Origin of the sequence: Pseudomonas sp. UBA4194, from assembly GCF_002379585.1 — a bacterium.
In the GTDB taxonomy this organism is placed as follows: domain Bacteria; phylum Pseudomonadota; class Gammaproteobacteria; order Pseudomonadales; family Pseudomonadaceae; genus Aquipseudomonas.
The window spans coordinates 1-11931 of the sequence record NZ_DFUE01000015.1; the positions used below are offsets into that span (position 1 = coordinate 1).

Below are 11931 nucleotides of genomic sequence, written 5' to 3' on the forward strand. Positions count from 1 at the left end.
TTACGCCGGTGCTACAGGGGGGGGTGGGTTTTGGGGGGAGGTAAATAATGCTTGCGGAGAGGGGCGGTTCGGGGTATCAATTTGTACATGATTAGACATGTTCGATTTGACAAGAAACAGCGGGTGATCGACGAGCTGGCTCGGCGTATCGAAACCGGCCAACTGGGCTCCGGCAAAATTCTGCCCGGCGAGCATCAGTTGGCCGAGGAGTTCGATGTCAGTCGCGGCACGTTGCGTGAGGCACTGTCCGAGCTCAAGCGGCGCAACTACATTGCCACGCAGGCCGGTGTTGGCTCGGTGGTGACCTATGACGGCATCGCCCTGGATCAGCAGGCAGGCTGGGCGCGAGCCTTGGCCGGCTCGGGCGCCAGCATCGCCACCGAAGTGCTGGAGCTGTGCCGAGTGGAGCGCCCGGAACTGACCGCGCGTTTTGGCCATGAGGCGTTCGTTTCGGTGGTGCGCCGGCGCCGCGGTGCCGACGGCAGCCTGGTGTCGCTGGAACGTTCGGTCATCCCCGCCGTGGACGGCCTGGAGAACCTGCCCGATAGCGGCTTGCTGTTCGATTCCCTGACCGCATCGTTGGCGGCCTGTGGCTATGTGGGCGATCACGGTGACCAGTGGATCGGTGCCGAGCCGCTCAGCGACGCGGATGCACTGCTGCTCGATCGCGCGCCGGGGAGCATTTTCCTGAAAGCGCTGCGTACCACCTTCGACCGCGACAAACGCTTCATGGAGCAGGTCGAGAGTTTGCTGGACCCCGTACATTTCCGTTTGCATCTCAATTTTGGTGACGCTCAATGAACTCGTTGAACCGCGCGCTTGGCGCTTTCTATGGTCTGGCGCTGGGCGATGCCCTGGGTATGCCGACGCAATCGTTGAGCCGCGCGCAAATCCAGGAGCGATTCTGCGCAATCACCACCTTCCGCGATGCCGGCCCCGATCAGCCGATCGCGCCGAACATGCCCAAGGGCTCGATCACCGATGACACCGAGCAGGCGATTCTGGTGGGCGAGTTGCTGGTGGCCGGCCAGGGTGTGATCCAGCCGTCGGTGCTGGCCACGGCGTTGATCGACTGGGAAGCGCAGATGCGCGCCAAGGGCTCGCAGGATCTGCTGGGGCCGTCGACCAAACGCGCCATCGAGATGATCCTGGCGGGTCACTCCGTGGAGGAGGCCGGGCGTTTCGGCACCACCAACGGCGCGGCCATGCGCATCGCGCCGGTAGGTATCGCTGCCGATATCGCCAATCCTGAAGCCTTCATGCAGGCAGTGTTGCAGGCTTGCCAGGTCACTCATAACACCAACCTGGGCATTGCCAGTGCGGCTGCGGTGGCCGCCGTGGTTTCGGCCGGCATCAACGGTGCCAGCCTCGATCAAGCCTTGCAGCAGGGTGTCGACGCGGCGCTGCGCGGCGAACGGTTCGGTCACTGGATCGCCGGCGGGCGCATCGGGCCCCGTATCGTCTGGGTTCGTCAGTGGGTCGACGGCTGTGATGACGAACAACTGGCCGACCGGCTTTATGACGTGGTCGGCACCTCGGTCGCGTCTCAGGAGTCGGTGGTGGCCGCCTTCGCTTTGGCATCGCGAGTAGCCAGTGGGCGCCTGGCACCGTTCGCCGCCCTGTGCATGGCGGCAAGCCTGGGCGGCGACACCGACACCATCGCGGCCGTGCTGGGCGCCATGCTGGGCGCCTGCCATGGGCTGGAGCAATGGCCGGCGGCGCTGATCGACGAGCTCAAGGCGGTCAACCAGCTGGAACTCGAACCTTTGGTTCAAGGCTTGCTGCACCTGCGGGCGCAGTAAGACCGCAACGCCCATAACAAGCGAAGAGCGCCACCGCCCTGCGGTGATGCGCCGGGCCCTTGCGGCCCCGCGAACTACCGACTTCATGGTCTGCCCACAACCACAACACCGGCGACAGGAGCTAACACAATGAGCACTTCATCCACCCCGCAGGGCGCGGGTCAGCTGGAAACCCGCGGTATCGAACCGGTGCCGGAAGCTGAATGCAACGGTCATCCGCTGCAGCTGTTCTGGGTCTGGTTTGCCGCCAATATCAGCATTCTGGGCTTGCCGCTCGGCGCAACCCTGGTGGCGTTCCAGCACTTGGCGATCTGGCAGACCATCGTGGTCGCCGTGGTTGGCGCGGTCGGCTCGTTTGCCGTGGTCGGCGTGACCTCCATCGCCGGCCGTCGCGGCCGCGCGCCGAGCCTCACGCTGTCTCGGGCGATCTTTGGCGTGCGCGGCAACATCGGCCCTACCATCGTATCCCTGATGTCCCGGCTGGGCTGGGAAACGGTCAACTCCACCACGGCCGCGTTCGTGCTGTTGTCGCTGTTTTCGATTCTGTTCGGTACGCCCACCGAGGCCAAGAACGCGCCCATCATGACCCTGGTGTTCATTGCCGTCTTCGTCTTGCTGACCTTGTCGGTCTCCGGGCTGGGCCACGCGACCCTGTTGGTGATCCAGCGTCTGTCGACCTACGTGTTCGGCGTGCTGAACATCATCGTTGGCGCGTTCCTGCTGGTCCATATCGATTGGAACGCGGTATGGAGCGCCACGCCGGCACCCACCAGCGCCATGATCATCGGCATTGGCACCATGGCTGCCGGTACCGGAATCGGCTGGGCCAACGCCGGTGCCGACATGTCGCGCTACCAGCACCGCAGCGTGCGCGCCGGCGGCCTGGTGGCCTCGGCCGCTTTCGGGGCGGGCATCCCGTTGGTGCTGCTGATCACCCTGGGTGGTTTGCTGTCGGTGGGTAACGACAGCCTGGCGTCGGCCACCGACCCGATCGCGGCGATTCGTGAACTGCTGCCGACCTGGATGGCGGTGCCGTATCTGCTGACCGCATTCGGCGGCTTGTTGTTGTCCAACAACCTGTCGGTGTACTCGGCTGGCCTGACCACCCTGACCCTGGGCTTGAAGATCAAGCGTGTGCATGCGGTGATCGTAGATATCGTGGTGATCTTCGCCGGCTCCATCTACTTCATGCTGATTGCCGACAGCTTCTACGGCCCGTTCATCACCTTCATCTCGTTGCTGGCGGTGCCGATCACGGCCTGGGTCGGGATTTTCGTGGTGGACCTGCTGCATCGCCATTTCTACTCGCCCACCGACCTGTTGAACGTCAGCCCTACCAGTGCCTATTGGTACAAGGGTGGCATCGAGTGGCGCGCATTCGGCGCCTGGGCACTGGCCATCGTGCTGGGTTTCAGCTTCACCAGCATCGCTACCAGTGCCGACAACGTGTTGTTCCGCGGCCCGTTGGCGGACTCCTGGTTTGGTCATAACGGCCTGGGCTGGGTGGTGACCTTCATTGTCGCCGGTGGCGTGTATGCCGCGCTCGGTGGTTGCCGCGACCGCCGCCCGGCACAACTGCAGGGGAGTGCTCATGCCGGCTAGATTGTTGTATACCGGCCAGGTGGTCATCGACCTGGTCATGGGGCTGGACCATTTGCCGGCGTCGGGGGGCGATGTACTCGCCCGCTCGGCGCAGTTCGAAACCGGCGGGGGCTTCAATACGATGGCCGCCGCCGCGCGCAACGGGCTGGCCACTGTCTATCTGGGGCGCCATGGCCAGGGCCGCTTCGGCGACCTGGCCCGACATGCCATGGCGGTGGAGGGCATCGAAGTGCTGGCTGCCGTCGATACGAGCCAGGACACGGGTCTGTCCGTAGCGTTGATCGAGCCGTCGGCCGAACGCAGCTTCATTTCCTATGTCGGGGCGGAGGGCGGCTTGTCGTCCGCCGACCTGGCCTCAGTCACGCCCAGTGCCGGTGACTATGTGTTTGTCAGTGGCTATAGCCTGCTGCATCCGGGCAAGGTCGAGTGCCTGCTGGAGTGGGTACTGGAGTTGCCCCAAGGCTGCACGGTGGTGTTCGATCCGGGACCGTTGATCGACAAGCCCGACGCGCCCGCCATGCAGCGGCTGCTGCCGCGTATCGACCTGTGGACCTGCAATCGCGAAGAGGCCGAGCGCTTCACCGGTTGTGCCCACGTCGAAGACGCCATGGCGCGTTTTCAGCAGCTGCTCGACCCCGATGCCCTGACGTTGCTGCGAGACGGTCCGCAGGGTTGCTGGCTGGGGCAGGGCGGCAGGATCGAGCGTGTGCCCGGTCATGCCGTTACCGCACTGGACACCAATGGTGCCGGTGATGCCCATGCCGGCGTGATGCTGGCCGGGCTTGCCCGGGGCCTGAGCCCGGCCCAGGCTGCGCGGCGTGCCAACATCGGCGCGGCACTGGCGGTGACCCGCTGGGGGCCGGCAACCGCACCACTGGCCAGCGAGATCGATGACATATTGTCGCAGGGATAAGTTGACGGCACTGGCCGGGAAAAATAGGCTACGCCCCGACCAAGGGTTAATGTCAGCGGTGTTCGCGCTTCATATAGAATGCACCGCATGTTTTTCGATGCCTGATGAGGGCACGCCAGCCGCAGGCGCCGCCGTGGCGCCCGGCCAGTTCTGAAGGAGTACGCATGGCTGTCTACAACTACGACGTAGTGGTGCTGGGTTCCGGCCCAGCCGGTGAAGGGGCCGCAATGAACGCCGCCAAGGCGGGGCGCAAGGTGGCCATGGTCGACAGCCGTCGCCAGGTCGGCGGCAACTGCACCCACCTGGGCACCATCCCTTCCAAGGCCTTGCGTCATTCGGTCAAGCAGATCATCCAGTTCAACACCAACCCCATGTTCCGCGCCATTGGCGAACCACGCTGGTTTTCCTTTCCGGATGTACTGAAAAGCGCCGAGCGGGTGATCGCCAAGCAGGTCGCTTCGCGCACCAGCTACTACGCACGCAATCGGGTCGACGTGTTCTTCGGCAGCGGCAGCTTCTCCGACGAGCAGACCATCGAGGTGGTGTGCGCCAACGGCGCCCAGGAAAAGCTGATTGCCAAGAGTGTGATCATCGCCACCGGTTCGCGCCCCTATCGTCCCGCCGACATCAACTTTGGTCACGCGCGCATCTACGATAGCGACACCATCCTGAGCATCAACCACACGCCACGCAAACTGATCATCTATGGTGCGGGTGTTATCGGTTGTGAATACGCTTCGATCTTCAGTGGCCTGGGCGTGTTGGTCGAGCTGATCGACAACCGTGAGCAGCTGCTCAGCTTCCTGGATGCGGAAATCTCCCAGGGCTTGAGTTACCACTTCAGCAACAACAATGTGATGGTTCGCCACAACGAGGAGTACGAGAAGGTCGAAGGCCTGGAAAACGGTGTGGTGCTGCACCTCAAGTCCGGCAAGAAGATCAAGGCCGATGCCTTGCTGTGGTGTAACGGTCGTACCGGCAACACCGATCGGCTGGGCCTGGAGAACATCGGCATCAAGGTCAACGGCCGTGGCCAGATCACCGTCGACGAAGCTTACCGCACCACCGTGCCGACCATTTATGGGGCCGGTGACGTGATCGGCTGGCCAAGCCTGGCCAGCGCCGCGCACGACCAGGGCCGCTCGGCGGCGGGCAGTGTGGTGGACAACGGTAGCTGGCGCTTCGTCAATGACGTGCCGACGGGCATCTACACCATTCCCGAGATCAGCTCGATCGGCAAGAACGAGCACGAGCTGACCCAGGCCAAAGTGCCCTACGAAGTGGGCAAGGCGTTCTTCAAGGGCATGGCACGGGCGCAGATTTCCGGTGAGCCGGTGGGCATGCTGAAGATCCTGTTCCACCGCGAAACCCTGGAAGTCCTGGGGGTGCACTGCTTCGGTGACCAGGCCTCGGAGATCGTGCACATCGGTCAGGCCATCATGAACCAGCCCGGTGAACTCAATACCCTGAAGTACTTCGTCAATACCACCTTCAACTACCCGACCATGGCCGAAGCTTATCGAGTAGCGGCCTACGACGGTCTCAACCGGCTTTTTTGAGCGGCTCCGGCCGGTGGCCTGAGCCGGCCGGGGAGACCGATTTCAGCGATTCCCGAGGGTGGCGGTGGCCAAACCGGGAAAGTCTGTAATCAGGCTGTCTACGCCGAAGTCGGCGAGCCTGCGCATCAGTGCAGGTTCGTTGACCGTCCACACCGACACATGCAAACCCTGACGCTGCGCCTTGAGCAGGCGCTCGGGGGTGCACAGCGTCCAGTTCAACGCCAATATTTCGCAGCCATAGCCCTGCGCGACCTTCAGTGGGTCGAGCCAGGCGTATTCGGCGACCAACCCACGTGAGATATCGGGGGTCAATTCCAGCGCGGCACGCAGCACTTCCCGGGAACTGGAGGTGATGGTGATCTTGTCCAGCAGGTTCATGCGCTGGGCCAGTTCGCGAATGGCCAATACGGTCGTCGCGGCGCGGGTTCGCGAAGCGCTCTTGACCTCCAGCTGCCAGTGGTCGAAATCGCATGCCTCGAACAATTGTTCAAGGGTGGGTATAGGGCAGGGCTTGACCCACCCCGGGCCGCCTTTGCGCGCGTCGTAGGTAATCAGTTCGGCGGCGTCGTGTTCAACCACCTTGCCGCGGCGGTCGGTCGTGCGCTTGAGCGTGGGGTCGTGAATCACCATCAGCTCACCGTCCCGCGACAGGTGCAGGTCCAGCTCACAACCTCGCACGCCATGTTCCAGGCACTGCTTGAAGCTGCTCAGGGTGTTCTCAGGGGCTTCGCCCTTGGCGCCGCGATGGCCATAGATAAGGGTCACGTTCGTTCCTTCAGGTCAAAGAATGCGGTCAATCGGCCGGGGCTTCTTGTTGCTCGCGCGCCAGGCGGCGCTGCAGTTGCTGCTTCTGCAGGATGTAGCGGGCGATGAGTTGGCGTTGGGCATCGGTGGCGCCGAGAAACTCGGTGCCCACTTCGAATTGACCGTCACCCAGCGCGATACAGTTGGTGACCCGCGCCCGCAACAACAAGCCCAGTGCCTGGGGCATCAGGGCCATCTTCAGCGACAGCAGGGTTTCGTTGGGCAAGGCTTCTTGCTGGAAGAAGGCCAGGCCGCCCTCCGAAAGTATGACCGGACGCGGCTCGCCGATATGGCCCAGGATGGTTTGTGCGACCACTTGGCTGAGCAGGTCGATGCGCTTGTTCTGCGCTTTCAGAAAGGCGTTCAGTGTGCGATCGGTGTCGCTGAGCTGGCGCAGCAGATGCTGGGTTTCGAACTCGGCCAGGTGCATTTCGCTGAGCAGGTTGAACAGCGGTGACGCATCCTGCAACAACTCTGGGTGGGAGGCGTCCGTCGCCGGGAGTATGTTGATTTCCAGTGCGATGCGGTCGTCGATGCGATAGTATTCGCGGCGATCTTCTTCATCTGATGTCGACATGACGAACCCAGGGTAGAGGCGATGGTCTGAGTGTAAAGCTGCTCGTCACGCCCTGCCAGCAGGACGTCTCTCTTTCACCCGAACAAGCCCCGACATGTTCAGACCTCTTTTCGTTTTCATTGGTGCGCGCTACACCCGCGCCAAGCGTCGTAATCATTTTGTGTCGTTCATTTCCCTGACTTCCATGATCGGCCTCGCCCTCGGCGTCGTCGTGATGATCGTGGTGCTGTCGGTCATGAATGGCTTCGATCATGAGATGCGAACCCGTGTGCTGGGCATGGTGCCCCACGCGACCATCGAGTCCGGCCAGCCGATCGCCGACTGGCCTGCGGTCGCCGATCGAGTCAAGCAGAACCCCCAGGTGGCGGCGGTGGCGCCGTTCACCCAGATGCAGGGCCTGCTGACCAATAACGGTCAGGTGCAGAAAATTCTGCTCAATGGCATCGATCCGGCCCAGGAACATAACGTCTCGATCATCGATGCCTTCGTCAGGCAGGGCAAGGTCGACGACCTGCGCGCTGGCGAGTTTGGCGTGATGATCGGCGACAAGGCCGCCGCCAAGCTGGGCGTAGGCGTGGGCGACAAGGTCACCTTCGTCGCGCCGGAGGTTACGGTCACGCCTGCTGGCATGTTCCCGCGCATGAAGCGGTTCACGGTCACCGGCATCTTTCATGTCGGTGCCGGCGAGATCGATGGCTATCTGGGCCTGACCAACCTCGAGGACCTGGGCAAGCTGCACCGCTGGAAAGCCGGTGAAGTGCAGGGCCTGCGGCTGAAGTTCGTCGACCTGTTCCAGGCGCCCAAGGTGTCCTGGCAGATCGCCCAGCAGTTGGGAGACCAGAACTATTATTCCCGCGACTGGACTCGCACCCATGGCAACCTTTACCAGGCCATCGGCATGGAGAAGGCCATGATCGGCTTGTTGCTGCTGCTGATCGTCGCCGTAGCCGCATTCAATATCATTTCCACCCTGGTCATGGTGGTGAACGACAAGAAGGGCGATATCGCCATCCTGCGCACCCTGGGCTCGACGCCTGGGCAGATCATGCGCATCTTCATGGTGCAGGGCACCGTGATTGGTGTGGTGGGTACGCTGATTGGCGCTGTGGTGGGTATTTTCGCGGCCTTGAACGTCAGCGCCGCGATTGCCCTGCTGGAAAAAGCCATCGGCCACAAATTTCTCAATGCCGATGTGTATTTCATCGATTACCTGCCTTCGCAGCTCATGGCCAATGATGTGTTCATGGTCTGCGGCGCGGCGTTGGTCCTGAGTTTTCTCGCCACCCTATACCCGGCCTGGCGCGCAGCGCGTACTCAGCCGGCGGAGGCGTTACGTTATGAGTGAGTCGGGCATGAGTGAACAAGCAGTCTTGAGTTGCCGTAACCTGGGCAAGTCCTACGAGGAAGGCCCGGAGTCGGTGGTGGTGCTGGATAACCTGCAGCTGGAGTTGCACGCCGGTGAGCGTGTGGCCATCGTCGGCAGTTCCGGTTCGGGCAAAAGCACCTTGCTGAACATGCTCGGTGGCCTGGATACCCCGAGCCGCGGCAGCGTATGGCTGGCGGGGGAAGAATTATCGGCGCTGAACGAGCGCTCCCGTGGCCTGCTGCGCAACCGTGCATTGGGCTTCGTCTATCAGTTCCATCACCTGCTGCCGGAATTCACCGCGCTGGAAAACGTCTGCATGCCGTTGCTGATCGGCAAGACGCCGATCCCCGAGGCGCGGCAATTGGCAACTGCCTTGCTGGAGCGAGTGGGCCTGGGCCACCGCCTGCAACACAAGCCGGCTGAACTGTCCGGTGGCGAGCGCCAGCGCGTGGCCATTGCCCGTGCCTTGGTCAACAAGCCAGGTCTGGTAATGCTCGATGAGCCCACCGGTAACCTTGACCATCACACCGCCCAGGGCATTCAGGAGTTGATGCTGGAACTGAGCACGTCGCTGCGCACCGCGTTTCTGATCGTCACCCACGACCTCAGCCTCGCTCGGCAGATGGACCGTGTGCTGCGTCTTGAAGACGGCCGCCTGGTGCCGATCTAAGCCATTTTCTAGCGGGTTATCTCTGCATGTTCAGACCCTTGTCAATCTTTGTGGGCTTGCGCTACACCCGTGCCAAGCGCCGCAAGAGTTTCATCTCATTCATTTCCATGACGTCCATGATTGGCCTTGCGCTTGGCGTTCTGGCGATGATCGTGGTGCTTTCGGTGATGAATGGCTTTCAGCGCGAGATGAGTTCGCGGATTTTGGGCATGGTGCCACACGCCATGATCCAGGGTGTGAAGCCGCTCGATGACTGGCAGCCGGTCGCCGCTGCCGCCCTGAAGAACCCGCAAGTGCTGGCCGCCGTGCCGTTTACCGAATTGGACGGCATGCTGTCGTACAAGGGGCTGATGCAGCCTATCCAGATCAGCGGCGTGGACCCGGCCCGCGAAGGTGATGTGTCCATCGTCGCCGATCATATCGTCCAGGGCCGCCTGGAAGATCTGAAGCCAGGCGAATTCGGCGTGGTCATTGGCGAGATCACCGCGCGTCGCTTTCGCCTCAACGTGGGCGACAAGATCACGCTGATCGTGCCCGAAGTCAGCACTGCGCCGGGCGGTATCACGCCGCGCATGCAGCGTCTGAACGTGGTGGGCGTATTCAAGGTGGGCGCGGAGCTGGACGGCTCCATGGGCCTGATCAACGCCGCGGACGCCGCCGAGATGCAGCGCTGGCAGCCCAATCAGGTGCAGAGCGTGCGCCTCAAGCTCAAGGACTTGTACAAAGCGCCAGAGGTGAGCGCGGCCATCGTCCAGAGTCTGGGCGACCGATACAAGGCAGACGACTGGACTCACACTCAGGGCAGTCTGTTCAGTGCCATGAAAATGGAAAAGACCATGATCGGCCTGTTGCTGCTGATGATCGTGGCCGTGGCGGCGTTCAATATCATCGCCACGCTGATCATGGTGGTGAACGACAAGGGTGCCGACATCGCCATCCTGCGCACCATCGGCGCCACGCCGCGGCAGATCATGGGAATCTTCATGGTCCAGGGAACGGTGATCGGCGTGGCCGGCACGGTGATCGGCGGAGTACTGGGGGTGATCGCGGCAATCAATGTCAGCGCCATCGTCGGGTGGGTGGAGCGAGTGTCCGGCCAGCACATCTTCACGTCCGATGTGTACTTCATCAGCAATCTGCCGTCGCAATTGCAATGGCAGGATGTGGCGTTGATTTGCAGTGCCGGGTTGATCCTGAGTTTCCTGGCGACGATCTATCCGGCTTACAGGGCTTCGCAGATCGAGCCTGCGCATGCATTGCGGTATGAGTGATCGAGTGCGGTAGGTAGGGGGGTGATTCTGGGCGACCGCGTCGTCCCCGACGCCCCCATGCACCAAACCCCCAAACCCGCTAAACTGGCGCTGTTCATTCAGTCAGGTTTACCTCATGCACCCCGCAGCCGAACATTCGCCGCTAGGCAAGTCCAGCGAATACATTGCCACCTACACCCCGTCCTTGCTGTTTCCCATTCCTCGTGCTGCGAAGTGGGCAGAACTGGGGCTGACAGCCGACACGCTGCCCTACAAGGGCGTGGATTTCTGGAACTGTTTCGAGCTTTCCTGGCTGCTGCCTTCGGGCAAGCCCGTGGTGGCCATCGGTGAGTTCAGCATTCCTGCGGACTCGCCCAATATCATCGAGTCCAAATCCTTCAAGCTGTACCTGAACTCCTTGAACCAGACGCCATTCCCTTCCGTGGAGGCCCTTGAGGCATGCCTGGTGCAGGACCTTTCAGCGGCTGCTGGCAAGGCAGTGGGCGTTCGCGTGCGGCGCTTGCAGGATGTCGAGCGTGAGGGCGTGGTGTCGCTGCCTGGCGTGTGTATCGACGAGCTGGACGTGACCGTGAACAGTTACGACCACCCACAACCCGAGCTGCTGCGCTGTGACACGTCTCAAGTGGTGGAGGAGAGCGTGCATAGCCATCTGCTCAAATCCAACTGCCCGGTTACCAGTCAGCCGGATTGGGGCAGTGTGTGCGTGCAATACCGAGGCGCAGCGCTGGATCACGGGAGTCTGTTGGCGTATCTGGTCAGCTTCCGCCAGCACTCCGACTTTCACGAGCAGTGCGTGGAGCGGATCTTCATGGATCTGCAGGCACTGTTGAAGCCTGAGAAGTTGACGGTGTTCGCCAGGTATGTGCGCCGCGGTGGGCTGGATATCAATCCGTACCGCAGCACGCAAGAGGGTACGTTCGAGAATGGGCGGTTGGTAAGGCAGTAGGGTTTCGCGGTGTTCTGGTAGGCCCCACCGCGGCAGAACCCGCTCCCAGATCCCGCATCCAACGCGCTCTACTGTGGGAGCGGGCTCTGCCCGCGATGAACCCGGCACAGCCACCCCAGACTCAAATCCCGATATTGCCCAACGTCTGCACGATATTGCGCAACACCCCAGCCACTGCCGGGTGGGCCACTTCGAAACGCTCAGCGGCCAGGTTCACACTGTCCGCCACGCTGGTATCGGCCGTCGCATTCTCCAGCTCGATCCGCGCCTTGATCTGCGCCATCAGCTCACCCATCTCCTGACGCTCTTCCAGCGACAAGGTCTGATTCTTTTCCAGTTGCTCGCTCAGTTGGTCGAGTTGTTCTTGCAGTTGGGCGGCAGGCATGACGTTCTCCTTTAATGATAGGCACTTACATGGACC

General features: G+C 62.2%; 12 protein-coding genes. 9 read left to right on the forward strand and 3 right to left on the reverse strand.

The window, feature by feature from the left end:
• The first annotated feature begins 87 nt into the window (after positions 1 to 87).
• The 5 genes from B3397_RS03235 to sthA all read left to right on the forward strand — a co-directional run bounded on the left by B3397_RS03235 (position 88) and on the right by sthA (position 5876).
• Positions 88 to 801, forward strand: coding sequence for a GntR family transcriptional regulator (locus B3397_RS03235; protein WP_296247261.1), 714 nt, complete (start codon positions 88 to 90; stop codon positions 799 to 801).
• A complete protein-coding gene (locus B3397_RS03240; RefSeq protein WP_296247262.1) occupies positions 798 to 1802 on the forward strand; it encodes an ADP-ribosylglycohydrolase family protein in 1005 nt (334 codons plus the stop codon). Before B3397_RS03235 ends, B3397_RS03240 begins: the two co-directional genes overlap by 4 nt.
• A 129-nt stretch (positions 1803 to 1931) precedes the next feature.
• The gene (locus B3397_RS03245; protein ID WP_296247264.1) at positions 1932 to 3404 is read left to right on the forward strand and encodes a purine-cytosine permease family protein; all 1473 of its coding nucleotides are present in this window, start codon (positions 1932 to 1934) and stop codon (positions 3402 to 3404) included.
• Positions 3394 to 4317, forward strand: coding sequence for a PfkB family carbohydrate kinase (locus B3397_RS03250; protein WP_296247265.1), 924 nt, complete (start codon positions 3394 to 3396; stop codon positions 4315 to 4317). The genes B3397_RS03245 and B3397_RS03250 overlap by 11 nt, the downstream gene beginning before the upstream one ends.
• Positions 4318 to 4481: 164 nt before the next feature.
• Positions 4482 to 5876, forward strand: coding sequence for a Si-specific NAD(P)(+) transhydrogenase (sthA, locus tag B3397_RS03255; RefSeq protein WP_296247267.1), 1395 nt, complete (start codon positions 4482 to 4484; stop codon positions 5874 to 5876).
• 42 nt (positions 5877 to 5918) lie between these two features.
• Here sthA and B3397_RS03260 read toward each other — a convergent pair whose 3' ends face one another.
• Together B3397_RS03260 and B3397_RS03265 are read right to left on the reverse strand one after the other, a co-directional pair.
• Positions 5919 to 6641 (reverse strand): glycerophosphodiester phosphodiesterase, encoded by a 723-nt coding sequence (locus B3397_RS03260; protein WP_296247268.1) that lies wholly within the window; start codon positions 6639 to 6641, stop codon positions 5919 to 5921.
• Positions 6642 to 6669: 28 nt separating this feature from the next.
• Positions 6670 to 7257, reverse strand: coding sequence for a PilZ domain-containing protein (locus B3397_RS03265; RefSeq protein ID WP_296247270.1), 588 nt, complete (start codon positions 7255 to 7257; stop codon positions 6670 to 6672).
• A 94-nt stretch (positions 7258 to 7351) separates the two neighbouring features.
• Here B3397_RS03265 and B3397_RS03270 point away from each other — a divergent pair, with 94 nt between their 5' ends.
• The 4 genes from B3397_RS03270 (at position 7352) to queF (ending at position 11510) form a co-directional block, all read left to right on the forward strand.
• Positions 7352 to 8602: a lipoprotein-releasing ABC transporter permease subunit gene (locus B3397_RS03270; RefSeq protein ID WP_296247273.1), complete on the forward strand. Its 1251-nt coding sequence runs from the start codon at positions 7352 to 7354 to the stop codon at positions 8600 to 8602.
• A 7-nt stretch (positions 8603 to 8609) separates the two neighbouring features.
• Positions 8610 to 9293: a lipoprotein-releasing ABC transporter ATP-binding protein LolD gene (lolD, locus tag B3397_RS03275; RefSeq protein ID WP_296247274.1), complete on the forward strand. Its 684-nt coding sequence runs from the start codon at positions 8610 to 8612 to the stop codon at positions 9291 to 9293.
• Positions 9294 to 9319: 26 nt separating this feature from the next.
• Positions 9320 to 10564: a lipoprotein-releasing ABC transporter permease subunit gene (locus B3397_RS03280; protein ID WP_296247275.1), complete on the forward strand. Its 1245-nt coding sequence runs from the start codon at positions 9320 to 9322 to the stop codon at positions 10562 to 10564.
• A gap of 115 nt (positions 10565 to 10679) precedes the next feature.
• Positions 10680 to 11510, forward strand: a complete 831-nt coding sequence (queF, locus tag B3397_RS03285; RefSeq protein ID WP_296247277.1) for an NADPH-dependent 7-cyano-7-deazaguanine reductase QueF — start codon at positions 10680 to 10682, stop codon at positions 11508 to 11510.
• A 121-nt stretch (positions 11511 to 11631) separates the two neighbouring features.
• On the opposite strand, the gene B3397_RS03290 is transcribed toward queF, so the two are convergent.
• Positions 11632 to 11895 (reverse strand): DUF4404 family protein, encoded by a 264-nt coding sequence (locus B3397_RS03290; RefSeq protein ID WP_296247279.1) that lies wholly within the window; start codon positions 11893 to 11895, stop codon positions 11632 to 11634.
• Positions 11896 to 11931: the final 36 nt, after the last annotated feature.

Excerpts from the sequence above, each read along its gene's own strand:
- queF (WP_296247277.1), top strand. The coding sequence starts at position 10,680 with ATGCACCCCGCAGCCGAACATTCGCCGCTAGGCAAGTCCAGCGAATAC.
- B3397_RS03240 (WP_296247262.1), top strand. The coding sequence starts at position 798 with ATGAACTCGTTGAACCGCGCGCTTGGCGCTTTCTATGGTCTGGCGCTG.
- B3397_RS03235 (WP_296247261.1), top strand. The coding sequence starts at position 88 with ATGATTAGACATGTTCGATTTGACAAGAAACAGCGGGTGATCGACGAG.
- B3397_RS03290 (WP_296247279.1), bottom strand. The coding sequence starts at position 11,895 with ATGCCTGCCGCCCAACTGCAAGAACAACTCGACCAACTGAGCGAGCAA.
- B3397_RS03280 (WP_296247275.1), top strand. The coding sequence starts at position 9,320 with ATGTTCAGACCCTTGTCAATCTTTGTGGGCTTGCGCTACACCCGTGCC.
- B3397_RS03265 (WP_296247270.1), bottom strand. The coding sequence starts at position 7,257 with ATGTCGACATCAGATGAAGAAGATCGCCGCGAATACTATCGCATCGAC.
- sthA (WP_296247267.1), top strand. The coding sequence starts at position 4,482 with ATGGCTGTCTACAACTACGACGTAGTGGTGCTGGGTTCCGGCCCAGCC.
- lolD (WP_296247274.1), top strand. The coding sequence starts at position 8,610 with ATGAGTGAACAAGCAGTCTTGAGTTGCCGTAACCTGGGCAAGTCCTAC.
- B3397_RS03245 (WP_296247264.1), top strand. The coding sequence starts at position 1,932 with ATGAGCACTTCATCCACCCCGCAGGGCGCGGGTCAGCTGGAAACCCGC.
- B3397_RS03250 (WP_296247265.1), top strand. The coding sequence starts at position 3,394 with ATGCCGGCTAGATTGTTGTATACCGGCCAGGTGGTCATCGACCTGGTC.
- B3397_RS03270 (WP_296247273.1), top strand. The coding sequence starts at position 7,352 with ATGTTCAGACCTCTTTTCGTTTTCATTGGTGCGCGCTACACCCGCGCC.